Raw genomic sequence first — 23158 nt, 5'->3', positions numbered from 1 at the left:
CCGCCCTCAGTTCGGCACTTCCCCCAAGCGGAACCGCAACCGGCAGATCACCGCATCCGTGTCCCGCCGCACCGCATGCGCCACAACCGCCCCCCGCTGGTTCTGCAGCAGCCGCTGCCACACGTGGGCGGGCTCCACCTCGGGGATCAGTACGGTGACCCGGTTGTCGGGGTGCCGGTCGGCCAGTTCGCGGACGTAGCGGACGATGGGGCGGCCCAACGCCCGGTTGGGTGCGGGCAGTTCGACGAGCTCGACGCCCGGGTTCCACAGCTCCCAGTCGCGGCGCAGCGACTCCGCCGCCCGCTGCCCGTCCGTGTCGGGCTGGGCCACGGTCACCGCGACCACCTCGTCGCCGAGCGACACCGCGGCCGTCAGCGCCTTGCTGGTGAGCCGGGACAGCGAGGAGACGGGTACGACGACCACCGAGTGGCAGCGGCGCGGCGCCTCCGGGACGCGGCCCAGTTCCAGGTGCCGGCCGATCCGCTCGTACGCGCGGTGCACGGACTCGAAGGCCAGCACCAGCACCGGCAGTGCGAGCACGATCAGCCAGGCGCCCTCGGCGAACTTGGTGGCCGTGACGACGACGGCGGAGACGCCGGTGAGGACCGCTCCGAAGCCGTTGAGGACGGCCTTGCCCGTCCAGCCGGGCGAGCGCTCCAGCCGCCAGTGCCGCACCATGCCGACCTGGCAGATCGTGAAGCCGACGAACACCCCGATCGCGAACAGCGGCACCAGCGTGTTGACGTCGCCGCCGGAGAAGACCAGCAGCAGCGCGGAGACCGCGGCGAGCGCGAGCACCCCGTGCCGGTGCACCTGGCGGTCGGCCTTGAGCGCGAAGACGTGCGGCAGGTAGTTGTCGCGGGCCAGCAGGGCCATGAGGACCGGCAGTCCGCCGAAGGACGTGTTCGCGGCGAGCGCCAGCAGTACGACGGTCGCGAACTGCACGACGTAGAAGGCCCAGTTGTGGCCCAGGGAGGCGTCCGCGAGCTGCGCGAGGACGGTGACGCCCTCGACCGGCTGCAGATGGAAGCGGCCGATGAGCACCGACAGGCCGATCAGCATGACGCCCAGCAGCGCGCCGAGCGCGACCTCCGTGCGCTGTGCGCGCCGGGCGGCCGGGGCGCGGAAGGAGGGCACGGCGTTGGCGACGGCCTCGACGCCGGTGAGGGCCGAACAGCCGGAGGCGAACGCCTTGAGCAGCAGCAGCGCGCCGACCGAGGTCGCGTTGCCGGCGAGGACGGACGCGTGCCCGGCGGCCGCCTCCGTACTCGCCGGGGCGTCACGGAACAGGCCGACGGCCACCATCGCGAGGATCGAACCGACGAAGACCGCCGTCGGCAGCATGAACGCCTTCGCCGACTCCACGATGCCGCGCAGGTTCACGCCCGTGACCAGGGCCAGCACCCCCAGGCACAGCCACAGCCGGTCCTCGTAGAGGGAGGGGAAGGCGGAGGTGAGCGCGGCGACGCCGGCGGTGACGGACACGGCCACGTTCAGCACGTAGTCCAGGACCAGCGAGGCGGCCGTCACCAGCGCGGTGCGCCGGCCCAGGTGGCGCTTGGCCACCGCGTACGAGCCGCCGCCGTCCGGGAAGGCCGCGATGACCTGCCGGTAGGAGGCGACGAGGACGGCCAGCAGCGCGGCGATCGCGAGCGTGACCGGGAGGGTGAAACCGAGGCCGTGCGCGCCCGCCGCCGCGAGGACCAGGACGATCGACTCGGGCCCGTAGGCCACCGATGCCATCGCGTCGAGGGACAGGGCGGCGAGGCCCTGGGTGGCGGTGAGCCGGTGCCGTTCGCCGTCGGCGGGGCGTCGCGCGCCGGGTGGTTCCTCGTCCGTCCCGGCGGCCTGTGCATCCGTCCTGGCCAGCATGGACATCTCCTGTCGTACCTCTGTGCAGTGGAACGCCCAGCGTGCGGCTGCCCCTCGGCGGCTTCGCCGGGCCTTGGCGTGCTCTTGGCGCCTCTTGGCGGGATCTTCACGTGTTCTTGACGCCGAGGGGCGCGCGGTAGGCACACAGGGGCGCGCGGGGCGAGCGCGCCGTCAGTAAAGCGTCAGATTTGACCGCCGCGCCATCAGCGCCTCGTCAAGACCCCTCCCACCGGCCGGAGTCCGCCCTAGCGTCACGACCATGGGACGGCGACAGCCCTTACGGCCGCGGGCAGGCGCACGCGAGACACACCGGATCCCCACGTGGCGGCCCCGGGGGGCACGGCGGGCCGTCCTCGCCCACGACCGGGGCTGGGCGCACGAGGCCCGCTCCGCCTGGCTGTGCGGTACGGGGCTGGCCGGCCTGCTCTTCGCCGTCGACCTCGCGCGCGGCAGCCTCGACTGGCCGCGCGGCTGCTGCTGGGGATCGCTCGGCGTGCTGCTCGCCGCGATCCTGTGCCCGCAGCGCATCACGGCCGGGGACGGCTGGCTCGCCGCCCGCGGCCTGCTGCGCGAACGGCGCGTCCACACCGACCTGCTCACCCGGGTGCGCCGCTCCGACGGCATCACCCCGCGCCTGGTGCTCGGCGACGCCGGCGGCAACCGCGTCGAACTCGACCCCGAAGTGCTGGTCGCCAACCCGCTGCTGTGGCACCTGCTGGACACCGGCGTCCGCCGGGCACGCGCGTCCGGACTGCTGCGGGAGGGCGCGGCCCCGCTGGCCGCCCTCGCGCGGCGCGTCGACGACGAGGGAGCCCGCAGGCTGCTGGAGTCCTCCGGGCTCGACTGACCTCAACCCGCCGTCAAGGCAGGGACGTTCAGGCCGACGGCCAGCTGTAGGCGACGCCCGTCAGCCGCTCCGACGCCTGCCACAGGCCCGCGCTCGCCGTGTCGTCACGCGTCCAGCCGGCCCGCGGCGAGAGCGTGGGCCGGCCCCGCCACAGCGCGAACCGGGGCCCGTAGAAGTCGTCCTGCCGCACGCCCGGCGCCGTCGCCGCGTACAGCGAGGGCAGCGCCCCGTGCTCCGGGCTCTGCGCGGCGAAGCGGTTGCTGAGCTCCGCCAGCCGCTCCGCCCAGGCCCGCTCCTCCATGCGCGGCCCGGCCGTCTGCAGGTTCGTGGCCGCGTAGCCGGGGTGCGCGGCGGCCGCGACGACGGGGGAGCCCGCCGCCGTCAGCCGGCGCGCCAGCTCGTGGGTGAACAGCAGGTTCGCGCTCTTGGAGCGGCCGTAGGCGGTCCAACGCCGGTAGCGGTGCTCCATGTTGAGGTCGCGCGGGTCGACCGTGCCCAGATAGTGCAGCCCGCTGGAGACGGTGACCACGCGCGCCCCGTGCCCGGCCTCGTGCAGCCGCGGCAGCAGCAGCCCGGTGAGCGCGAAGTGCCCCAGGTGATTGGTGCCGAACTGCATCTCGAAGCCGTCGACCGTCTTGCGCTGCGGCAGCGCCATCACCCCCGCGTTGTTGACCAGCAGATCCAGCCGGTCGCCGGGGAGTTCGGCCGCGAAGGCGCGCACGGAGGACAGATCCGCCAGGTCCAGCGGCGCGAACACCACGTCCGCGCCCGGCGCCTGGGCCCGCAGCCGCTCCTCGGCCGCCTTGCCGCGCGTCGCGTCCCGGCAGGCCAGCACCACCCTGGCCCCGCGCCGGGCCAGCTCCCGGGCGGTCACATAGCCGATGCCGCTGTTGGCGCCGGTCACCACGGCGGTGCGGCCGCTCTGGTCGGGGATGTCGCTCGCGGTCCAGCCGTTCACGTCGGCTCTCCTTCGGGTCTGCAAGCTCCTTGGTGTGCCCACAGCGTAGGGGACCGGCGGCGCGTGCGAGAGGCAGCGCTCCCCGGGGCGCCCACGGGCGCGGGCCACGGCGCCGGGCGTGAACGCGCCGCCCGGCCGGCCGCCGTGCGCCCGCCCCGCCGCCGGTCCGGGCGCGTACCGGTCCGTACGATCACCCCCGTGACCCCGGACATATCGCTGGCCACCCTCACCGTGCTGTGCCTGGCCGCCGCCGCTGCCGGGTGGATCGACGCCGTGGTGGGCGGCGGCGGACTCATCCAACTCCCCGCGCTGCTCGTGGGCTTGCCCCATGTGCCGGCCGCCTGGGTGCTCGGCACCAACAAGGCCGTCGCGATCTGCGGGACCACCGCGGCGGCCGTGGCCTACGCCCGCCGCTCGCCGCTCGACCTGCGGCGCGCGCTGCGCATCGGCCTCGCCGCGCTCGCCGGCTCCCTGGCCGGGGCCTTCTTCGCCTCCGGCATCCACAGCGGCGTGCTGCGGCCGATGGTCATGGCGGCGCTGCTGGCCGTGCTGGCACTCGTGCTGCTGCGGCCCTCCTTCGGTACGGGCGTGGCCCCCGCCGCCGGGCCCTCGCGCCGCCGGGTGCTGGCGGCCGTCCTCGTCGCGGGTCTGGGCATCGGCTTCTACGACGGGCTCGTCGGGCCGGGCACCGGCACCTTCCTGGTCCTCGCGCTCGCCGCCCTGCTCCACCTGGACCTGGTCGTGGCCTCCGGCACCGCCAAGGTCGTCAACGTCTGCACCAATGTGGGCGCGCTCGTCACCTTCGGGCTCCAGGGCTCGGTGCTGTGGCAAGTGGCCGCCCCCATGGCCCTGTTCAACCTCGCGGGCGGGGCGGTGGGCGCGCGGATGGCGCTGAAGCGGGGGAGCTCCTTCGTGCGGTCCGTGCTGGTCGTGGTGGTGCTGTCGCTGGTGTGCAAGCTCGGCTGGGACCAGTGGGGCGGCTGACGGACCGCGGGGCCCGCTCAGAGCCCGGCCGGAGCTGAAAAACGGTCAAGAGTGCTCCCTTGCGCCACGCCGGAGGATAAATTCGGTCAGGTTCTGTCGCCGCTTCGTACTCTGGCCTCACCTCCGCAACCTGTCATCCGACTGTGAGGAAAGCAGTCCGGAGCCCGGTGGAGCGCGGTCCTGCGGTTAGCCTGTCGACTACCTTCCTGACGTGGTGGGGGTTGTTGTGCGTTTCTCCCGGTGGCGCCGGGCCCGGTGGGTCCGGGCCGTGCTCGCGGGGCTCTATGTCGTCACCCTGGCGGCGGCGGTACCGCGCGGCGCCGGCGGACACGGGCGCGACGGCAGCTGGTCCAGCGAGGAGGCCCGGCGGTTCTGGGGCCCGGAACGGCTCTCGGAAGCGGCCGGCGGCTCGGACGGGGCCGACGCCCGGCCCGACCGCGACGCCGGCTCCCAGGCCCAGGCCATCACCGGCTCCGCCCGCCACTTCGACGGCATCCCCTCCGTCGGGGTGCTCGTCTACGTCGGCGAGGACCTGAAGAACCACCACTGCACCGCCAGCGTCGTACACAGCCCCAAGGGCAACCTCATCGTCACCGCCGGGCACTGCTCCTTCGGCGACGAGGCCGCCTTCGTCCCCGACTACCGGGCCGGCGCGAGCACGGACCGGCAGCCCTACGGCGTGTGGGCCGTCGACCGCACCTTCGTCGACCCCCGGCGCACCGACCAGGGTGAGGGCTCCGACCTCGACTTCGCCTTCGCCACCCTCAAACCCGACGCCCTCGGCCGCCAGATCGAGCGCGTCACCGGCGCCAACCGGCTCGTCCGCACCCCCGACTACGTCAACCGGGTCACCGTCATCGGCTATCCGGACGCCGACGACGACCCCGCCGACAGCGCCATCCGCTGCACCGCCATGACCGGCCGTCTCCAGGACCTCAGACAGATGACGATGCGCTGCGACGGCTTCTTCTCCGGCACCTCCGGCAGCCCGTGGCTGACCCGCTTCGACGAGAAGAGCAGGACCGGCGACCTCGTGGGCGTCCTCGGCGGGCTCAACGGCGGCGGGCCCGACGGCGAGACCAGCTCGCAGTACTCCTACAGCCCCATGAACGACGACGAGATCTTCAAGCTGTACCTCGACGCCATCAACGACCGGCAGCCCAAGCGGGACTGACGGCCCGTCGGACGGACCGGCGGACCGGCTGACCGGCGGTCCGTGCTCACAGCTCGTCGAACGGGGCCGCGTAGTGGAAGCGGCCGCGCAGACCGGGCTCGTACGCGCTGAGCGTGCGCACCTGGAAGTACGCGCCCCAGTCCGGGTCCGGCGGCTCGATGCCCAGGTCCGTCGCCGCCCGGAAGCCGTAGCGCCCGTAGTACGACGGGCTGCCCAGCAGCGCCACCAGCGGCTCGCCAAGTGCGTCGGCCGCACCCAGCACCGTGTGCACCAGGGCACTGCCCACCCCCCGGCGCTGATGCCCCGGGCGCACGCTCAGCGGGCCCAGCCCCAGCGCCGGAGCCCCGTCCACCCGGGCCCGCGTGCACACCACATGCCCCACGATCTCGCCCTGCTCGCCGAGCGCGACGAAGGACAGCGCGGGCAGCCAGCCCGGATCCTCGCGCAGCCGGTCCAGCAGCGTCACCTCGATCGGCACCGCGATCCCCGGCCTGGCGAACGCCGCCTCGGTGACCGCCCGCACGGCGGCCACATCGGCGGAGGTCTCCCGGCGGATCTGCACAGCCGCAGTCTGGACAACGACCTCAGGGGCCGCAACCGCGTTACGGGGCGGCCGCGCCCGGCGCGCGGCACGCTTCTTCTGCCGGAGCTCGGCGCGGGCCCGCCGGGCTCTTCCGATGCGCTGCTTCACCGTGCCTCCGACAGGGCCTGCTCGACCCCCGGCTCGTAGGGGCCAAGGAAATGCGGACCCGGCCGCACCAGCGCGCTCAGCACGGCCTTCCCCGAGGCCAGCACCTCCCGCGCGCCACCGGCGTAGTACGTGACGTCGTGCGGATCGCCGCCGGCCTCGACCCCGTACGCCTCCAGGCCCGCAGCGTCGCACAGCGCCAGCGCCCGCCGTATGTGAAAGCCCTGGCTGACCAGAACGGCCTTCTTGACCCCGAAGACCCGCACCGCGCGCGTGCACGAGTCCCAGGTGTCGAAACCCGCGAAGTCGTCGACGATCCGGCTGTCCGGGATGCCGCGCCGGGTCAGATACGCGCGCATCGCGCCCGGCTCGTCATAGCCCTCCCGGCTGTTGTCACCCGTGACCAGCAGCACCTTCACCTTGCCCGCGCGGTACAGATCCGCCGCCGTGTCCAGCCGGTGGGCCAGATACCGCGACGGCGTGCCGTCCTCCTCAAGACCCGCGCCGAAGACCACGGCGACCGGCGCCGACGGCACCTCACCGGCCTCCCGCAGCCGCGGCGAGGCCGACGCGTACACCCACGTCGAGGGCAGCAGGGCCAGCACGCACAGCGCCATCGTCCACCGCGCGGCGCGCCGCCGCTCCCGCGCGGTACGCGGCAGCCGCAGCGCGCGCACCGGGCCGACGCCCGGCAGCCGCCTTCCCATGCTGCCCCCTCTCCGCGCAAGAGCTCTTTTCCGGTCACGAGGATCAACGCCGGGGGATACCCGGCGGTTCCCGCCGGGTATCGGCCGGATGGCCGGACCGCACGCCGTCGCTGCTGTCACACCCTGCCGTTACCGTCGGGGTATGAACGGAGTCGGGGTATGAACGGATCGGCACCCACGGCGAGGGCGGCGGCCGAGGTGCCCGGAATCGCCGGATACGCGGAGGCGGACTGCGAGCGCTGGGCCCCCGAGCCCGACAAGCGCCCCGGCCGCACGGCCTTCCAGCGCGACCGGGCCCGCGTGCTGCACTCCGCCGCGCTGCGCCGGCTCGCCGGCAAGACCCAGGTCGTCACCCCCGGCGGCAGCGGCGCCGCCTGGGACGCCAGCCCCCGCACCCGGCTCACCCACTCCCTGGAGTGCGCCCAGGTCGGCCGGGAGCTCGGCGCCGCCCTCGGCTGCGACCCCGACCTCGTCGAGGCCGCCTGCCTGGCGCACGACCTCGGCCACCCGCCCTTCGGCCACAACGGAGAGCACGCCCTCGACGAAGTCGCCGCGCCCTGCGGCGGGTTCGAGGGCAACGCCCAGTCCCTGCGCCTGCTCACCCGGCTCGAACCCAAGCGCTTCGTCCCCGGCCCCGGCGGCGCGGAGCCCGTCAGCGTGGGCCTCAACCTCACCCGCGCCGCCCTCGACGCCGCCACCAAGTACCCCTGGCCGCGCGGCGGCCACCCCGCCGGCCCCGCCTCGCGCAAGTACGGCGTCTACGCCGACGACCTGCCCGTCTTCGCGTGGTTCCGCCGCGGCGCCCCCGAGGGCCGCACCCCCTTCGAGGCCCAGGTCATGGACTGGGCCGACGACGTCGCCTACTCGGTGCACGACGTCGAGGACGGACTGCACGCCGGGCACCTCGACCCGCGCGCCCTGCTCGCCGGGCCCGAGCGGCGCGAGGTCTTCGCCGTCGCCGCCCGCCGCTACGCCCCCGGCGCCGGCGAGGAGGAGCTCGCCGGCGCCCTCGACCGGCTGCTCCGCCAGGAGTGGTGGCCCCACGGCTACGACGGCTCGGCCGTCGCCCAGGCCCGGCTCAAGGACGCCACCAGCCAGCTCATCGGCCGCTTCTGCCTCGCCGCCGAGGGCGCCACCCGTGCCGCGTGGGGGCCCGGCCGCCTCACGCGCTACCGCGCCGAGCTCGTCGTCCCCCCCGAAGTCCGCCTGGAGTGCGCCGTGTTGAAGGCCGTCGCCGACCGCTACGTCATCCAGCGCGAGGACCAGGAGAAGCTCCGCGCCGACCAGCGCGTCGTCATCGCCGAGCTCGGCGCGGCGCTCGCCGCCCGCGCTCCCGACGGCCTCGACCCGCAGTTCCGCTCCCTGTTCGACGCCGCGGCCGACGACGCCGGCCGGCTGCGCGCCGTCGTCGACCAGATCGCCGCCCTCACCGACAGCTCCGCCCGCTCCCTGCTCACCCGCCTCAAACAGCACGGGAGCTGACCGGAACGTGCCGCAAAGGACGACGGAATGTCCACACAATCCAAGGAGTTCCCCCACACCGTGCGGGTACTGACCCGCACGGGGTAGTACCTTCCTCCGGCGGCCCGCTCCGCGGGAGGACCCTCCCCCGGAGGACGCCGGCCGGGGGCGGTCGACGCAGCCGTACTGCGTGGCAGCGAGGAGGCAGCAAGTGGTCGACGCACACCAGACGTTCGTGATTGTCGGAGGGGGCCTGGCCGGCGCGAAGGCCGCCGAGACCCTGCGCGAGGAGGGATTCACCGGCCGTGTGATCCTCATCTGCGACGAACGCGACTACCCGTACGAACGCCCGCCGCTGTCCAAGTCGTACCTCACCGGCGACGCCGAGCGCGACAGCGTCTTCGTCCACGAACCCGCCTGGTACGCCCAGGCCGACATCGAGCTCCACCTCGGCCAGCCCGCCGTCCACCTCGACCGCGCGGCCAGGACCGTGCGGCTGGGCGACGGCACCGTCGTCGGCTACGACAAGCTGCTGCTGGCCACCGGCGCCGAGCCCCGCCGCCTCGACATCCCCGGCACCGGCCTCGCCGGCGTCCACCACCTGCGCCGCCTCGCCCACGCCGAGCGGCTGCGCGGTGTCCTCGCCTCCCTCGGCCGCGACAACGGCCATCTCGTCATCGCAGGCGCGGGCTGGATCGGTCTGGAAGTGGCCGCCGCCGCCCGCGGCTACGGTGCCGAGGTGACGATCGTCGAACCCGAGCCCACCCCCCTGCACACCGTCCTCGGACCCGAACTCGGCTCCGTGTTCACCGATCTGCACTCCTCCCACGGAGTGCGCTTCCACTTCGGCGCCCGCCTCACCGAGATCACCGGCCAGGACGGCATGGTGCTGGCCGCCCGCACCGACGACGGGGAGGAACACCCCGCCCACGACGTCCTCGCCGCGATCGGCGCCGCCCCCCGCACCGCCCTCGCCGAGGCCGCGGGGCTCGCCCTCGTCGACCGCGCCGACGGCGGGGGCATCGCCGTCGACGCCTCCCTGCGCACCTCCGACCCCGACATCCACGCCGCCGGTGACGTCGCCGCCGCCGAACACCCCTGGCTGCACACGAGGTTGCGCGTCGAGCACTGGGCCAACGCCGTCAACAGCGGCCCCGCCGCCGCCCGCGCCATGCTCGGCCAGGAGATCGTCTACGACCGCGTCCCCTACTTCTTCTCCGACCAGTACGACATCGGCCTGGAGTACTCCGGCTACGCCCCGCCCGGCGCCTACGACCAGGTCGTCTGCCGGGGCGACGTCGGCAAGCGCGAGTTCATCGCCTTCTGGCTCTCCGAGGGCAGGCTCCTGGCCGGGATGAACGTCAACATCTGGGACGTCACCCAGCACATCCAGACCCTCATCCGCACCGCCACCCCCCTCGACCCCGAAGCCCTCGCGGACCCGGCGGTGCCCCTGGAGTCACTGCTGCCCTAGGGTCGTCGCATGACGAGCGCACCGATCCGTACCGCTGTGGTGCCCGTGGCGGAGATCTTCGGCCTCCGCCACCCGGTGCTGCGCCCCGGCCTGCCCGCCGAGGCCGCCGTCTACCCCGAGGACGGCGACCCGCGCACCTTCCACGTCGCCGCCTACGACGGGGCCGGCGCGGTACGGGCCTGCGTCACCTTCTTCCCCGACCCCTTCCCGCACCCCGCGCCGGGCACGGACGCCGCCTGGCGGTTCCGCGGCATGGGCAGCCACCCGGACGTCCGCGGCCTCGGCTACGGCGCCGCCGTGCTGCGCGCCGGGCTCGCCGAGGCCGCCGCCCGCGGCGCCGGCCTGGTGTGGTGCAACGGCCGCACCTCGGCCCGCGGCTTCTACGAGCGCCTGGGCTTCACGGCCACCGGCGAGGAGTTCGTCCTCGCGCCCAGCGGCCCGCACCACGTCTTCTCCCTCCCGCTGCCGCACCCGCGCGGCCGCGGCGACGGGACTGTCGGCGGTCCCCCGTAGAATTCACGCGTGGCAGGCAGGATCAATGACGACGATGTGAGGGCGGTGCGGGACGCGGTCCCGATCGACGCCGTCGTCTCCGAGTACCTCCAGCTGCGCAACGCCGGCGGCGGCAATCTCAAGGGCCTGTGCCCCTTCCACGACGAGAAGTCCCCCTCCTTCCAGGTCAGCCCGGCCAAGGGGCTCTTCTACTGCTTCGGCTGCCAGGAGGGCGGCGACACCGTCGACTTCGTCATGAAGATCGACCACCTCTCCTTCACCGAGACCATCGAGCGGCTCGCCGCCCAGGCCGGCATCACCCTGCGCTACGAGGAGGGCGGCTACACCCCCGGCCGCCAGCAGGGCGAGCGCATCCGCCTCGTCGAGGCCCACAAGCACGCCGCGAAGTTCTACGCGGAGCAGCTCGACTCCCCGGAGGCCGAGACCGCCCGCGCCTTCCTCGCCGCCCGCGGCTTCGACCAGGCCGCCGCCCAGCACTTCGGCGTCGGCCACAGCCCCGCCGGCTGGGACCACCTCACCCGCCACCTGCGCGGCAAGGGCTTCAGCGACAAGGAGCTGATCCTCTCCGGGCTCGCCCAGGAGAGCCGCGGGGGCCGCCCCATCGACCGCTTCCGCGGCCGCCTGATGTGGCCCATCCGCGATATCACCGGCGAGGTCATCGGCTTCGGCGCCCGCAAGCTCCGCGAGGACGACAACGGGCCGAAGTACCTCAACACCCCCGAGACCCCGATCTACAAGAAGTCGCACGTCCTGTACGGCATCGACCTCGCCAAGAAGGAGATCGCCAAGACCTCCCGCGCCGTCGTCGTCGAGGGCTACACCGACGTCATGGCCTGCCACCTCGCCGGGGTCACCACCGCCATCGCCACCTGCGGGACCGCCTTCGGCGGGGACCACATCAAGATCCTGCGCAGACTGCTGATGGACAATTCCGGCGCCGAGGTCGTCTTCACCTTCGACGGCGACGCCGCCGGGCAGAAGGCCGCCCTGCGCGCCTTCGAGGACGACCAGAAGTTCGCCGCCGAGACCTCGATCGCCATCACCCCCGGCGGCATGGACCCCTGCGAGCTGCGCCTCGCCGAGGGCGACGAGGCCGTCCGGACGCTCGTCGACTCCCGCACCCCGCTGTTCGCCTTCGCGATCCGCCAGGTCGTCGGCCGCCACAACCTGGACACCGCCGAGGGCCGTGCCGCCGCCCTGGAGGCGGCCGCGCCCATCGTCGCGAACATCAAGAACAGCGCCATCCAGCACGAGTACGCGGTGCAGCTCGCCGGCATGCTCGGCATCCTCGACTCCCAGTTCGTGGTGCGCCGCGTCGGACAGCTCGCCCGCTGGGCCCGCGAGAACGGCCGCCGCCCCGAGCAGGCGCGTACGGGCCGTACCGCGCCCCCCGCAGGGGCACCGCAGCCCGCCCACCGGGGCCCCGCCCTGAACCTGCGCAGCCCCGCCCACCGCACCGAGCGCGAGCTGCTCAAGCTCGCCCTGCAGCGGCCCGAGCTGGTCGCCCCCGCCTTCGACGCCTACGGCGAGGACGAGTTCACCGCGCCGCCCTACGCCGCCGTCCGCCGCGCCATCGAGACGGCCGGCGGCGTCACCGACGCCCCCGCCGACTATCTGGCCCGCGTCCGCGACCGCGCCCCCGACGACACCGTGCGCGCCCTGGTCACCGAGCTGGCCGTCGAGGCCGTGCACGCGCGCACCGTCGACGAGGTCTACGCCGGCGAGCAGCTGGTCAGCGTCCGGCTGCGGGCCGTCGAGCGCCGCATCGAGGAGATCCAGACGGGCCTGGTGCGCCTCGGCCCGCACGCCGACCCCGAGCACCTGGCCGCCGTGCAGAACGAGCTGTGGGTCCTGCAGCAGTACGGCATGTCCCTCAAGGAACGCGGCGCCGCCGCCCTGTGACGCCCGGTCACCCTCCGGACCCAGAAAGTACCCGCACGCCCCTCGTGGCGGGACTGTGTTGTCCCCCACACTGGTGGGCGGTGCCGAGTCCTCCGACCGCGGCGGAGCCGGACCCGGAGCGCCCCGGCCGGTGTTCTCCCCCGTGACACCGGCCGGGGCAGCCGCGGGTCCGCCGCTGCCCGCCGGGGGTCCGGGGTCCTCCCCCGGGACAGCACTGTGCGAAGCCGCTCTCGCTCCCCGGGGCCGGACGGCGGCCCGGCCGCCGCCGTGCCCCACGATCTGCCACCGCAGCAGCGATCACCTTGGAGGTCGCCCCCGTGCAGACCCGGACCCCGACCCTGCTCACGGCCCCGACGCCGCCGCCCCCGGTCCCCGCCGTCCCCCGGCAGCCGGAGCCGCCGGCCGTCGAGAGCCTCGCCGACGACCCCCTCCCGAGGGAGGCGCCCCCGCCCGCCGACACCAGCGGACCGTCCTCCGATCTGTTCCGCCAGTACCTGCGCGAGATCGGCCGCATCCCCCTGCTCTCGGCGGCCGAGGAGGTCGAGCTCGCCCGCTGCGTGGAGGCCGGGCTCTTCGCCGAGGAGAAGCTCAACAGCACCCCCGACCTCGACACCCAACTCGCCCTGGACCTCGACCGGTTGGTCGTCATGGGCCGGATGGCCAAGCGCCGGCTCATCGAGGCCAATCTGCGCCTGGTCGTCTCCGTCGCCAAGCGCTACATCGGCCGCGGCCTGACCATGCTCGACCTCGTCCAGGAGGGCAACCTCGGGCTGATCAGGGCCGTCGAGAAGTTCGACTACGCGCGCGGCTACAAGTTCTCCACGTACGCGACCTGGTGGATCCGCCAGGCCATGTCCCGCGCCCTCGCCGACCAGGCCCGCACCATCCGGGTGCCCGTGCACGTCGTGGAACTCATCAACCGCGTGGTGCGCGTACAGCGCCGCATGCTCCAGGAGCGCGGCTGCGAGCCCACCTCCGAGGAGGTCGCCGCCCACCTCGACCTCACCGAGGAACGCGTCAGCGAGGTGCTGCGGCTGGCCCAGGAGCCGGTCTCGTTGCACGCCCCGGTCGGCGAGGAGGACGACGTCGCCCTCGGCGACCTCATAGAGGACGGCGACGCCGCCTCCCCCGTGGAGTCGGCCGCCTTCCTGCTGCTGCGCGAACACCTGGAGGCCGTGCTCTCCACCCTCGGCGAACGCGAACGCAAGGTCGTCCAGCTGCGCTACGGGCTCGCCGACGGCCGTCCCCGCACCCTGGAGGAGATCGGCCGGATCTTCGGCGTCACCCGCGAACGCATCCGCCAGATCGAGTCCAAGACCCTCAACAAGCTCCGCGACCACGCCTTCGCCGACCAGCTGCGCGGCTACCTCGACTGAGCCCGCGCGACGCCCCTCGGGGGCACCGCCTTCAGCCCGCGAAGGCCCCCGGATGGGTCTGCTCGCGCACGGTCGCGTACTGCTGGCGCACCGCCTGCCCCGCGGCCAGTTCCTCGCCCGGCTCGAAGACCTGCCCGGCGGCGGTCGGCCACAGCGGGGGCTGCTGCGGGGAGCGCGTGCCCTGCGCCGCGCCCAGCGCCCACGCCGCCTGCCGGGCCGCGCCCAGCGCCGCCCACTGCGCCGGCTGCACCACGACGACCTGCGCGCCGAACAGGGCGGGCGCCAGCGCCCGTACCGCAGGAAGCTCCGCCGCGGCCCCCAGCAGGAAGACCCGGCGCACCTGCACGCCCCGGCCGCGCAGCACGTCCAGGGCGTCCGTGAGTCCGCACAGCATGCCCTCGAAGGCCGCCCGCGCCAGGTGTTCGGGCTTCATGCTCTCGCGCCGCAGACCGGTCAGCGTGCCCGCCGTGTGCGGCAGGTGCGGGGTCCGCTCGCCCTCCAGGTACGGCAGCAGGACGAGCCCGCACGCGCCCGGGTTGGAGCGCAGCGCCAGCTCCGACAGGCCCGCCAGGTCCGTGCCCAGCAGCTCGGCCGTGCCGCGCAGCGTCCGTACCGCGTTGAGGGTGTGCACCACCGGCAGATGCATCCCGGTGGCGTCCGCGAGGGAGGTGATCGTCCCCGAGGGGTCCACGAGGGCCTCGGGGTGCACCGAGCACACCGAGCCGGAGGCGCCCAGCGAGATCATCGCGTCGCCGACGCCGACCCCCAGACCGAAGGCCGCCGCCATCGTCTCGCCCGTCCCGGCCGAGATCAGCAGCCCTTCCGGGGTGTGCCCGGCGGGCTCGGCGGGCGCCAGCACCTCCGGCAGCTCCGCCTGCCGGCCGAGCGCGAGCTCCACCAGGTCCGGCCGCCAGGACCCGTCCGCCGCCGACCACAGGCCCGTGCCCGAGGCGTCCCCGCGGTCCGTGGTGCGCCGCGCGGGCCGGCCGAGCAGCTGCCACACCAGCCAGTCGTGCGGCTGGAGCACGGCGGCCACGCGCTGGGCCGACTCCGGCTCGTTCCGCGCCAGCCAGCGCAGCTTCGCCACCGCCTGCCCGGCCTGCGGCACACAGCCGACCGCCTGCGCCCAGGCGGCCCGGCCGCCCAGCGCGTCGGCCAGGTCGGCGGCCGAGGCCTGCATCCGGCGGTCGTTGCCGAGCAGGGCGGGCCGCACCAGCACGCCGCCCGCGTCCAGGGTGAGCAGCCCGTGCTGCTGCGCGGAGACGCCGATGGCCTGCACCCCCTCCAGCAGCCCGCCGGCCGCGGCTTCGCCGAGTGACATCAGCCACGCCTGCGGGTCCCCGTCGGGGGCCGGTGGATGCGGTGCGTACCCCTGCCTGAGCACGGCGCCCGTGTCCGTGTCGCAGACGACGATCTGTGTGCTCCCGGTCGAGCTGTCAAGCCCGGCGACTATGCCCATGCGGTGATGATGCCAAACCGCAGGCATTCGGCCAGCCGGCAGGTCGCCGGCGGGGTCAGCTGCTGGAGGTGCCCCAGTCGTCCTCGCCGCCCCCGCGCTGCTCGCGCAGGGAGCGCACGCGCTCGCTCACCGACTCCGGGATCCGGTCCCCTACCTTGTCGCTGACCGTGTCGAACGCCTTGCGGGCGAAGGCCCGGCCGTTGACCGCGGCGGCCTCCGCCGTATTGCGCACCGCCGGGTTCTGGGCGAACTGCTGGGCGCCCTTGCGCAACTGCTCGTAGCGCTCGCGCCCGGCCCGGGCCCCGAGCACGTACCCGATGGCAGCACCGATGATGAACGTGAGCCGGTAGCGCATCGCGCTCCACCCTTCCCTCGGATCCCGCTCGCCTCTGGCGTCCCAGCTTCCCCCATGCCGTGCCCGCGGTCCCCACCGGACCCCGGTCCGGCGTCTGCCCCCGGGCTGCGGAGGCCGCTCCCGGATACCGATTGGCGGAGCACCCCCCTGCTTGCGCTAATGTATGTCTCGCAGCGAGCGCCCGCCGCCCGGGAGACCCGGCGGTACGGCAAATGCGGCAAACCGGACATTCCCCTGTAGCTCAATTGGCAGAGCAGCCGGCTGTTAACCGGCAGGTTACTGGTTCGAGTCCAGTCGGGGGAGCTCGGTCCTCTATAGCTCAATTGGCAGAGCAGCCGACTGTTAATCGGCAGGTTACTGGTTCGAGTCCAGTTGGAGGAGCAGTGCGAGAGAGGGACCTCTTCGGAGGTCCTTTTTTCATGCCGGCGGGAACCAACCTGCCGTGATCGAAGTCCTCAACGTCAGGTCGGTCACGCGAAACGACCCCTCGGGGGCAGCAGATCGTATGAGCGGCTATGCTGCGGCAGACGGCGCGCACAGATGTGCGCGACGCGCCGTGAACGGGGCGGTAGCTCAGCCGGTTAGAGCAGCGGACTCATAATCCGTCGGCCGTGGGTTCGAGTCCCACCCGCCCCACCGCGCGGCAGTAGTGCAGGAACGTTATGGCCTGCGCTTTTGTGTCCGAAGGGGCCGCCATCCACAGGGTGGCGGCCCCTTCGGCGTCCCCGGAGGTGTCCGCGCCGGGACGCGACCGGGCGGGCGGCGCCGGAAGGGTACACGACGGCGCGGGCGCGCCCCGTGCGCGGAGTGTGCCGCGGCCGCCCGCCGGGCAGGGCCTTCCCGTGACCGCGAAACCGCCCTCGTCCGCGTCCCGCGCCCCCGGCGGCGGCACCTGGCCCTCCGTCACCGCCGACCGTGCGGGCTCCTTCAACGCCGCGGCGGTGCAGTACGCGGCCGGCCGCCCGTCCTATCCGCCCGCCGTGCTCGACGCGGTCGAGGAGTTGTGGGGCCGCTCGTCCGCGGGTGCGCTGGCCGTCGACGTCGGCGCGGGCACGGGCATCGCCACCAGGCTGCTGCGGGAGCGCGGCGCGCGCGTGGTCGCGGTCGAGCCGGGCGCGGGCATGGCCGTCCAGTTCCGGCGGATCCTGCCCGCCGTCCCGCTCGTCCGCGGTGACGGCAACGCGCTGCCGCTCGCCGGTTCCTGCGCGGATCTCGTCACCTACGCCCAGTCCTGGCACTGGACCGACCCCGCCCGTGCCGTGCCCGAGGCCTGGCGCGTGCTGCGCCCCGGCGGCGCGCTGGCCCTGTGGTGGAACGAGGACGCTCTGGACGTCCCGTGGATCGCCGCCCAGGCGGACCGTGTCGTCCGCCACTTCGGCACCGATCCCGCCCCGCGCCCGCGCGACCACCCCGGGCGGCTGCGGCTGGCCTTCGCGGGTGTCTCTCCCGTTCCCGCCCACGCGCATCGCACGCTGCGGTGGGCCCGTACGGTGCCGGTGGACACCCACCTCGCCAACATCGGCAGCCGCAGCTGCTTCCTGGTGCAGGGCTCCGAGCGTGCCCGGGACTTTCTCGCCGAGGAGCGGGCCCGCCTCCTCGCCGACCGCCCCGACGGCCTGGTCGAGGAGGTCTACGACGTGCTGCTGATCGTCGTCAGGAAGCGTGGTCCGCGCGGCAGGGAATCAGACCGCCGTCCACAGCGACCTTGACACCCAGCGACAGGGCCGCCGGTTCCCGGCCCGGGCCGCGGGGGAGCGGCTGATAGAAGGCGAAGGCCTGGTACGCCTGGGGGTGCGCGCTCCTGTCGACCAGGTTGGCCACGGGCTCGCAGGCCGCGTCGACGATCCAGGCCCGGCGCAGGACCCGCTGTCCGCGCGACTCCTTGCGGGCGTGCAGCATGCGCAGGTTGTCGATGACGAGGATCTCCCCGCGCCGCAGCGGGATTTCGGTCCTGGGCGCGGTCCGCACGTACCCGTCGTGGAACGCCCGCGCGGCCCGCAGCGCGCCCCTCGTGCCGTAGACCGCTTTGTCGAAGCGCCAGCGGACGCCCACGGCGGTACGGCCGCGCCGGCGGAAGACCGGCTGGTTCACGGCGACCAACTCGTCCCGGCAGAACGTGAACTGCTCCCGCATGAGCTCGCGCAGCAGACGAGGATCCGCTTGCCGCACCGTGTCGAACAGCGTGGCACCGTCCACCAGGACGCTCTCGCCGCCGGCGTCGGCGGGCCGCGCGCAGTGCAGCAACAGCAGAGCCGGCGGCGCCACGCCGGGGCCGTCGATGAACGCGCCGTCGGTGTGACAGCCCACGTCCTTGGGGCCGACGGCCTGGTACTCGTCGACGTGGTCCCGCCACGCGGGGGACAGCTCGTGCCCCTCACGGCCGTCGCCGCCGGTCACGGTGCCGATGATGCCGAATCTGTCGCCCCTGGGATGCAGTTGTCTGCGTCCCAGGGCGTCGGCGAGGACCACCAGGGGGTCCGGGTCCCGGGTGTCCCGGCCCGGCGGGCGGACCTCCGCCACCGCGTACCCGTCCCGGCTGACGGCTTCGGCCAGTGCGCGGCGCTCCGCCTCCGGCACCCTGCCCGGCTCGGCCAGAGGGATCGTCAGGCGGTCGGTTCCCATCGGTGCCTCCGAAGCGTCACGGCCGCGGGCCTGTCGAGGACATCGGACCTCCGAAGCCCCCGAAGTCCCCAAGTGCGGTGTCCGCAGCCCACGGTGGCACGTGACGGGCCCCGCTGCCACAGGCTGTGGGGCCCTCGACGCGAGCGGCGCGCGCCCGTCGGGACCGCGCCCGGCCGGCACATCGGCCTGCCGCACGCAGAAACGTTCTGACCTGTGGGCACGGCAACGTCCCAGGATGCCGCGGCAATCGCGGCGGTCGTCGAGGCTTCACGGGCCCTCCGCGCGGACAGGGTGAGGACGGGCGGAACCGCTGCCGGCCGGTGGTGAGGAGGCCCGTGAGGGGCGGCCGGGTGCGGGAGTGCCGCGGTTTTCCGCCGGGATCCGGAACCCGGAGACCCGGTTCGCCCATCAGCAAGATCGGAAGAGTCCGCCATGTCCTTCGGGGCAGCAGCATCGTCCGGAGCGACGTGATGACGCACACACCCGCCGGCGCCGGCACCTACGGCCCCGAGGACAGCCGCCCGACAGCCCGCGCCAGGCACTGGCTCGTGGCCGTCGCGTCCGTCACCGTCCTCGCGCTGATCGCCTGGCCGGTCATGAGCCACTTCGAGATCCCGCCGTTCACCGACAAGGGCGACCCGGTCAGCTTCGGGCAGCCCCAGCCCCCGCCCGCACCCGAGGGACAGGCGGGCGGCAACAACGGCGCGCAGCCAGCGGACTCCAAGGTGCTCATGCCCACCGGCCCGCAGGCCGAGTTCACCAACACCGACACCCTCGGCGACGGCACGCACATCGCCGAGACGACCCTGGAGGGCAGGAAGTCCGGGTTCACGGGCAAGGTGTGGGTGTGGGCGCCCAAGGAGTACGCGGACCCCAAGTACGCGAACGCCGGCTTCCCCGTGCTCATCGCCCTGCCCGGCGGCCCCGGCTACCCCAAGAACTACTGGATCGGCCGGAACCTCAAGCTCCAGCAGTCGATCGCCAAGTGGTACAGCGAGGGCAGGAGCAAGCCGTTCCTGCTGGCCATGCCGGTGCTCAACCCGGACGCCAAGCGCTACTACGACGGCAGTGACATCCCCGGCCAGCCGAAGATGGGCACCTGGCTCACCGAGGACGTGCCGGACCTGATGAAGGCCAACTTCCGCACTGTCAAGTCCCGTGACGGCTGGGCCTTCATGGGCTCCTCCTCCGGCGGCTTCGCCGGGCTCAAAGCGGTGCTCAAGCACCCGGACAGGTTCAAGGCCGTGATCGCCTCCGGCCCGGACATCGTCCCGGACTCCCCGATGTGGAAGGGCCACGACAAGGAGAAGGCCGAGAACAACCCCGAGGTGCTCGCCAAGCAGCTCATCGACCGCAAGGGCCCGGACGTCTACCTCGCCTTCCAGGTCGGCACCAAGGAGGAGTTCCCGACGATGCGCAACGTCAAGCGCTTCATCGACAGTTACGGGCACGGGCCGGTGCACACGACGCTGCGGGAGATCCCCGGCGGCAAGCACGACGCCGCGACGTACGTGCCGAGCATGGGCGAGGGCCCGATCGAGTGGATCAGCCGGCAGCTGGAGGGCCCGACCCCGGCCTCCTGAGCAGGCCGTCCGCACATCGGGGGCACCGGATCCGCGCACGGCGGAATACGGTCCGCCGCTCGGCCGTTGGGCAAGCTGAGTGCCCAGGCCGCGATACCGGAAGAGGTAGCGACGTATGACCAGCAGCACCGTCGAGCTCACCAAGGACAACTTCGACGAGGTCGTCTCCGGAGGCGAATTCGTCCTCATCGACTTCTGGGCGTCCTGGTGCGGCCCCTGCCGGCAGTTCGCTCCGGTCTACGAGAAGGCCGCGGAGCGCCACGACGACCTGGTCTTCGGCAAGGTCGACACCGAGGCCCAGCCCGAGCTCGCCGCCGCCTTCCAGATCAGCTCGATCCCCACCCTCATGATCGTCCGCGACAACATCGCGGTCTTCGCCCAGCCCGGCGCACTGCCCGAGGCCGCGCTGGAGGACGTCATCAGCCAGGCCCGCGCCCTGGACATGGACGAGGTGCGGTCCGCCGTCGCCGAGGAGCAGTCCCGGCAGCAGGCGGCCGCCGAGGCCTCCGGCAACGGCCAGGGCAGGACCACCGGTGAGTGACCTGCTGCTCGTCCGGCACGGCGAGACCGAGTGGAGCCGCGCCGGACGGCACACCGGGCTCACCGACGTCCCGCTGACCGCGCACGGCGAGACCCAGGCGGCCGCGCTGCGGCCGCTGTTCGCGGAGCGCAAGCTCGGCCCCGTCCTCGTCAGCCCCTTCCGGCGGGCGGTACGCACCGCCGAACTCGCCGGTCTGGACGGCGAGAAGGAACCGGACCTGCACGAGTGGGACTACGGCGGCTACGAGGGCGTGACCACCGAGGAGATCCAGCGCGAGCGCCCCGGCTGGAGCCTGTGGGACGACGGCGTCGTCCCCGGGCCCGCCGGCCACCCGGGGGAGACACCCGAGCAGGTCGGCGCCCGCGCCGACCGGGTGCTCGCCCGGCTCGCCCCCTGGCTGGACGACCCGGCCGCCGGAGAGGTCGTGCTCGTCGCGCACGGGCACTTCCTGCGGGTGCTCACGGCCCGCAGACTCGGGCTGCCGCCGGCGGCCGGGGCGCTGTTCCGGCTGGACACCGCGGCGGTCAGCCGGATCGGTACGGAGCACGGGCGCCCCGCGCTGCTCGCCTGGAACCTGCCCGCCGAGGGCTCCGCCGGCCCCGGCTGACCCACCGGGCGCACCAGCACGCGCGGCGGGTACGCCACCGGCGGCCGGTCACGCGCGATGATCGGGGGGACGGCCGGGCGCCTCCGGCCGTCGTACGGACCGATTCCCCACGCCGTCACGCACCCTGGAGGGCCCATGGCCACCACCCGCACCGCGCACACCGTCTGGGAGGGCGAGCTGCTCACCGGCAGCGGCACCGTCACCTTCGACTCCTCCGGCATCGGCTCGCAGCCGGTCTCCTGGCCCTCGCGCGCCGAGAAGGCCAACGGGAAGACCAGCCCCGAGGAGCTCATCGCCGCCGCCCACTCCAGCTGCTTCTCGATGGCGCTCTCGCACAAGCTGACCGGCGACGGCACCCCGCCGACCCGCCTGGAGACCAAGGCCGACGTCACCTTCCAGCCCGGCGAGGGCATCACCGGCATCCACCTGTGGGTGCGCGGCGAGGTCCCGGGCCTGGACGAGGAGGGCTTCGCGGCGGCCGCGGAGGACGCCAAGAAGAACTGCCCGGTCAGCCAGGCGCTCACCGGAACGACGATCACGCTGAGCGCCGAGATTGCCTGACGCGCGCCCCGTACGGGGAGAGGGCCGGCGGGAGGCTTCCCGCCGGCCTTCGCCGGGTGCGGCGGCGCCGCTCAGGACTTCACGCTGAGGACTTCAGCATCGCTCAGGACTTGAGCGTCGCGTAGACGATCAGGCTGCGCACCGGGTGCCCGTTCGCGTCGAGCTCGCAGGCACAGGTGACCAGGCGCAGTGCCCGCTCGGTGGTGTCGCCGTAGACCTTCTTCGCCGGGAAGGAGTTCTTGGCGACCTTCTCCGTGCCGGTGACCGTGAAGTGCAGCACCGTGCCGTCGCCGCGCTCGACGTCGACGACGTCGCCCTTGCCGAGCCGGTGCAGCTCGTGGAAGACGGCCTGCCCGTCGGGGCCGTCGTCGTGGCCGATGATCACCGCCGGGCCGCGCTCGCCGGGGACGGCACCGCCCGTGTACCAGCCGGCGGTCTTGCCCTTCTCCGGCGGCGGCACCTGCACCGTGGCGTCCTTGTTCAGCCCCAGGCGCAGCAGTTGGCTCCGCACGCCGATGGACGGAATGGACACCCCCGCCGGCTCCTCCGGCGAGGCCGGGGTCGCGCTGGCCGCCGGACGCTCGCCGCCCAGGGAGCAGCCGGCCAGCACGGCGCCGAGCACGGAGGCGAGCAGGGCGGGCAGGGCGAGCACGGAGAGTGAGGGGCGAGAGCGGGACATTCGGGGGGATTCCGTCCGGGGCGGGGAGCCGGCCGGGATGGCGGGCGCGCACCACGCTAGGGGCCGGGCCGGGGCCGCCGCTTCGGGTAAACGGCCAGTTCTGCGCCGCCCGCCTCCCCCTAAAGAATGATCCTGACCGCCCACGGTCCAGAATGCGCCGCCTACGGCATCATCCGCTGCAGCAGCCCCCAGGTGAACTCCGCGACATGGCCCGTACGCCGCCCGGCCGCGTCCGGGGCGTCGAAGGCCAGCTGCCAGCGGGTCGGCGCCGTGCCCTCCATGGGGCGGGCGGGCGCGAAGGCCCGGGCCACCTCGTCCACGGTGCACGACCACGGGCGCAGGTCCTCGACCGTACGCAGCGCGGGGCCGGGCGTGCCCGGGGCCCGTACCAGCCACTCGTTCCACACCGCGCCGCCGGGCGCGGCCAGTACCTCGAAACGCAGGTCCGGCCAGAGCGGCAGCCGCCACCGCAGCGCGTCGAAGGCGAGCTCGCCGACCCGGCGCACGCCGGTGGCCTCGGGCTCCCCGAGCACCGAGCGGTAGCGGGAGAGGGCGGAGCGGCTCCTGGGGGAGCGCAGCATGGCCTGCCAGCGCCGGTTGGCCTCGCGCAACTCCGCGCGCGAGGCGTCCAGTTCGCGCAGGGCGTCCTCGACCAGCCCGGGCTGGTGATCGGCCATCCGCCACAGCAGGACGAGCTGGAACTGGCGCGGGCCGAAGGCCGGGCCGGAGGCGGCCCCCGGGGCCTGATCAGTGGCAGCACTCATGAAGCCATCGTGACGCACAACCGGTGCCCTG

Annotated in this window: 22 protein-coding genes and 3 tRNA genes; 16 read left to right on the top strand and 9 right to left on the bottom strand. The window is 73.9% G+C overall.

Annotation, left to right across the window (positions count from 1 at the left end):
• Positions 1-6: 6 nt before the first annotated feature.
• The gene (locus ACFP1Z_RS08115; RefSeq protein ID WP_390315236.1) at positions 7-1872 is read right to left on the bottom strand and encodes an APC family permease; all 1866 of its coding nucleotides are present in this window, start codon (positions 1870-1872) and stop codon (positions 7-9) included.
• Between the two features lie 259 nt (positions 1873-2131).
• Between ACFP1Z_RS08115 and ACFP1Z_RS08110 the strand changes: the two genes are divergently transcribed.
• The gene (locus tag ACFP1Z_RS08110; protein WP_390315235.1) at positions 2132-2719 is read left to right on the top strand and encodes a hypothetical protein; all 588 of its coding nucleotides are present in this window, start codon (positions 2132-2134) and stop codon (positions 2717-2719) included.
• Between the two features lie 28 nt (positions 2720-2747).
• On the opposite strand, the gene ACFP1Z_RS08105 is transcribed toward ACFP1Z_RS08110, so the two are convergent.
• Positions 2748-3677 (bottom strand): oxidoreductase, encoded by a 930-nt coding sequence (locus tag ACFP1Z_RS08105; protein WP_390315234.1) that lies wholly within the window; start codon positions 3675-3677, stop codon positions 2748-2750.
• A 198-nt stretch (positions 3678-3875) separates the two neighbouring features.
• Between ACFP1Z_RS08105 and ACFP1Z_RS08100 the strand changes: the two genes are divergently transcribed.
• Together ACFP1Z_RS08100 and ACFP1Z_RS08095 are read left to right on the top strand one after the other, a co-directional pair.
• On the top strand, positions 3876-4661 hold the full coding sequence (locus ACFP1Z_RS08100) for a sulfite exporter TauE/SafE family protein (protein ID WP_390315233.1): 786 nt from the start codon (positions 3876-3878) through the stop codon (positions 4659-4661).
• A gap of 211 nt (positions 4662-4872) precedes the next feature.
• Positions 4873-5835, top strand: a complete 963-nt coding sequence (locus tag ACFP1Z_RS08095; RefSeq protein WP_390315232.1) for a trypsin-like serine peptidase — start codon at positions 4873-4875, stop codon at positions 5833-5835.
• 46 nt (positions 5836-5881) lie between these two features.
• On the opposite strand, the gene ACFP1Z_RS08090 is transcribed toward ACFP1Z_RS08095, so the two are convergent.
• Both ACFP1Z_RS08090 and ACFP1Z_RS08085 read right to left on the bottom strand, forming a co-directional pair.
• Positions 5882-6397 carry a GNAT family N-acetyltransferase gene (locus ACFP1Z_RS08090; RefSeq protein ID WP_390315231.1) on the bottom strand — a complete coding sequence of 172 codons (516 nt, stop codon included), beginning with the start codon at positions 6395-6397 and terminating at the stop codon, positions 5882-5884.
• 125 nt (positions 6398-6522) lie between these two features.
• Positions 6523-7230 carry a SanA/YdcF family protein gene (locus ACFP1Z_RS08085; RefSeq protein ID WP_390315230.1) on the bottom strand — a complete coding sequence of 236 codons (708 nt, stop codon included), beginning with the start codon at positions 7228-7230 and terminating at the stop codon, positions 6523-6525.
• 159 nt (positions 7231-7389) lie between these two features.
• Here ACFP1Z_RS08085 and ACFP1Z_RS08080 point away from each other — a divergent pair, with 159 nt between their 5' ends.
• From ACFP1Z_RS08080 to ACFP1Z_RS08060, 5 genes are all read left to right on the top strand, one after another.
• Positions 7390-8712 carry a deoxyguanosinetriphosphate triphosphohydrolase gene (locus tag ACFP1Z_RS08080; protein WP_390315229.1) on the top strand — a complete coding sequence of 441 codons (1323 nt, stop codon included), beginning with the start codon at positions 7390-7392 and terminating at the stop codon, positions 8710-8712.
• Positions 8713-8902: 190 nt separating this feature from the next.
• Entirely contained in the window at positions 8903-10165 is a 1263-nt protein-coding gene (locus ACFP1Z_RS08075; RefSeq protein ID WP_390315228.1) for an NAD(P)/FAD-dependent oxidoreductase, read from the top strand.
• 9 nt (positions 10166-10174) lie between these two features.
• A complete protein-coding gene (locus tag ACFP1Z_RS08070; RefSeq protein ID WP_390315227.1) occupies positions 10175-10678 on the top strand; it encodes a GNAT family N-acetyltransferase in 504 nt (167 codons plus the stop codon).
• A gap of 9 nt (positions 10679-10687) precedes the next feature.
• Entirely contained in the window at positions 10688-12580 is a 1893-nt protein-coding gene (gene dnaG, locus ACFP1Z_RS08065; RefSeq protein ID WP_390315226.1) for a DNA primase, read from the top strand.
• A gap of 296 nt (positions 12581-12876) precedes the next feature.
• Positions 12877-13956: an RNA polymerase sigma factor gene (locus tag ACFP1Z_RS08060; protein WP_417801278.1), complete on the top strand. Its 1080-nt coding sequence runs from the start codon at positions 12877-12879 to the stop codon at positions 13954-13956.
• Between the two features lie 31 nt (positions 13957-13987).
• On the opposite strand, the gene ACFP1Z_RS08055 is transcribed toward ACFP1Z_RS08060, so the two are convergent.
• Complete coding sequence (locus ACFP1Z_RS08055) at positions 13988-15415, bottom strand: xylulokinase (protein ID WP_390315224.1); 1428 nt, start codon at positions 15413-15415, stop codon at positions 13988-13990.
• Between the two features lie 55 nt (positions 15416-15470).
• Positions 15471-15770 (bottom strand): YtxH domain-containing protein, encoded by a 300-nt coding sequence (locus ACFP1Z_RS08050; RefSeq protein ID WP_390315223.1) that lies wholly within the window; start codon positions 15768-15770, stop codon positions 15471-15473.
• Positions 15771-16000: 230 nt separating this feature from the next.
• Between ACFP1Z_RS08050 and ACFP1Z_RS08045 the strand changes: the two genes are divergently transcribed.
• From ACFP1Z_RS08045 to ACFP1Z_RS08030, 4 genes are all read left to right on the top strand, one after another.
• Positions 16001-16073, top strand: a tRNA-Asn gene (locus tag ACFP1Z_RS08045).
• A gap of 5 nt (positions 16074-16078) precedes the next feature.
• Positions 16079-16151 (top strand) — tRNA-Asn (locus tag ACFP1Z_RS08040).
• A gap of 181 nt (positions 16152-16332) precedes the next feature.
• Positions 16333-16406: transfer RNA gene (locus ACFP1Z_RS08035), tRNA-Ile, on the top strand.
• Positions 16407-16612: 206 nt separating this feature from the next.
• Positions 16613-17479: a class I SAM-dependent methyltransferase gene (locus tag ACFP1Z_RS08030; RefSeq protein WP_390315222.1), complete on the top strand. Its 867-nt coding sequence runs from the start codon at positions 16613-16615 to the stop codon at positions 17477-17479.
• Here the strand turns inward: ACFP1Z_RS08030 and ACFP1Z_RS08025 are convergent.
• Positions 17424-18392, bottom strand: coding sequence for a TauD/TfdA family dioxygenase (locus tag ACFP1Z_RS08025; RefSeq protein WP_390315221.1), 969 nt, complete (start codon positions 18390-18392; stop codon positions 17424-17426). The two genes, ACFP1Z_RS08030 and ACFP1Z_RS08025, sit on opposite strands and share 56 nt — an antisense overlap.
• Before the next feature lie 470 nt (positions 18393-18862).
• Between ACFP1Z_RS08025 and ACFP1Z_RS08020 the strand changes: the two genes are divergently transcribed.
• From ACFP1Z_RS08020 to ACFP1Z_RS08005, 4 genes are all read left to right on the top strand, one after another.
• Entirely contained in the window at positions 18863-19975 is a 1113-nt protein-coding gene (locus ACFP1Z_RS08020) for an alpha/beta hydrolase (protein WP_390315220.1), read from the top strand.
• 115 nt (positions 19976-20090) lie between these two features.
• A complete protein-coding gene (trxA, locus tag ACFP1Z_RS08015) occupies positions 20091-20516 on the top strand; it encodes a thioredoxin (RefSeq protein WP_390315219.1) in 426 nt (141 codons plus the stop codon).
• Positions 20509-21123 carry a histidine phosphatase family protein gene (locus tag ACFP1Z_RS08010; protein WP_390315218.1) on the top strand — a complete coding sequence of 205 codons (615 nt, stop codon included), beginning with the start codon at positions 20509-20511 and terminating at the stop codon, positions 21121-21123. The genes trxA and ACFP1Z_RS08010 overlap by 8 nt, the downstream gene beginning before the upstream one ends.
• Before the next feature lie 135 nt (positions 21124-21258).
• On the top strand, positions 21259-21684 hold the full coding sequence (locus tag ACFP1Z_RS08005; protein WP_390315217.1) for an OsmC family protein: 426 nt from the start codon (positions 21259-21261) through the stop codon (positions 21682-21684).
• 103 nt (positions 21685-21787) lie between these two features.
• On the opposite strand, the gene ACFP1Z_RS08000 is transcribed toward ACFP1Z_RS08005, so the two are convergent.
• Together ACFP1Z_RS08000 and ACFP1Z_RS07995 are read right to left on the bottom strand one after the other, a co-directional pair.
• Complete coding sequence (locus ACFP1Z_RS08000) at positions 21788-22363, bottom strand: class F sortase (RefSeq protein WP_390315216.1); 576 nt, start codon at positions 22361-22363, stop codon at positions 21788-21790.
• Between the two features lie 161 nt (positions 22364-22524).
• The gene (locus ACFP1Z_RS07995; RefSeq protein WP_390315215.1) at positions 22525-23127 is read right to left on the bottom strand and encodes a hypothetical protein; all 603 of its coding nucleotides are present in this window, start codon (positions 23125-23127) and stop codon (positions 22525-22527) included.
• Positions 23128-23158: the final 31 nt, after the last annotated feature.

It is taken from the genome of Streptomyces gamaensis (assembly GCF_042656465.1).
Classification (GTDB): Bacteria; Actinomycetota; Actinomycetes; order Streptomycetales; family Streptomycetaceae; genus Streptomyces; species Streptomyces gamaensis.
Note: the sequence above shows the minus strand (reverse complement) of the source record. Positions and strands in the feature narration are given on the sequence as shown.

Coding starts and splice junctions, on each gene's coding strand:
- ACFP1Z_RS08080 (WP_390315229.1), top strand. CDS start 7,390: ATGAACGGATCGGCACCCACGGCGAGGGCGGCGGCCGAGGTGCCCGGA.
- ACFP1Z_RS07995 (WP_390315215.1), bottom strand. CDS start 23,127: ATGAGTGCTGCCACTGATCAGGCCCCGGGGGCCGCCTCCGGCCCGGCC.
- ACFP1Z_RS08055 (WP_390315224.1), bottom strand. CDS start 15,415: ATGGGCATAGTCGCCGGGCTTGACAGCTCGACCGGGAGCACACAGATC.
- ACFP1Z_RS08020 (WP_390315220.1), top strand. CDS start 18,863: ATGACGCACACACCCGCCGGCGCCGGCACCTACGGCCCCGAGGACAGC.
- ACFP1Z_RS08110 (WP_390315235.1), top strand. CDS start 2,132: ATGGGACGGCGACAGCCCTTACGGCCGCGGGCAGGCGCACGCGAGACA.
- ACFP1Z_RS08085 (WP_390315230.1), bottom strand. CDS start 7,230: ATGGGAAGGCGGCTGCCGGGCGTCGGCCCGGTGCGCGCGCTGCGGCTG.
- ACFP1Z_RS08070 (WP_390315227.1), top strand. CDS start 10,175: ATGACGAGCGCACCGATCCGTACCGCTGTGGTGCCCGTGGCGGAGATC.
- ACFP1Z_RS08050 (WP_390315223.1), bottom strand. CDS start 15,770: ATGCGCTACCGGCTCACGTTCATCATCGGTGCTGCCATCGGGTACGTG.
- trxA (WP_390315219.1), top strand. CDS start 20,091: ATGACCAGCAGCACCGTCGAGCTCACCAAGGACAACTTCGACGAGGTC.
- ACFP1Z_RS08000 (WP_390315216.1), bottom strand. CDS start 22,363: ATGTCCCGCTCTCGCCCCTCACTCTCCGTGCTCGCCCTGCCCGCCCTG.
- ACFP1Z_RS08005 (WP_390315217.1), top strand. CDS start 21,259: ATGGCCACCACCCGCACCGCGCACACCGTCTGGGAGGGCGAGCTGCTC.
- ACFP1Z_RS08025 (WP_390315221.1), bottom strand. CDS start 18,392: ATGGGAACCGACCGCCTGACGATCCCTCTGGCCGAGCCGGGCAGGGTG.
- ACFP1Z_RS08115 (WP_390315236.1), bottom strand. CDS start 1,872: ATGCTGGCCAGGACGGATGCACAGGCCGCCGGGACGGACGAGGAACCA.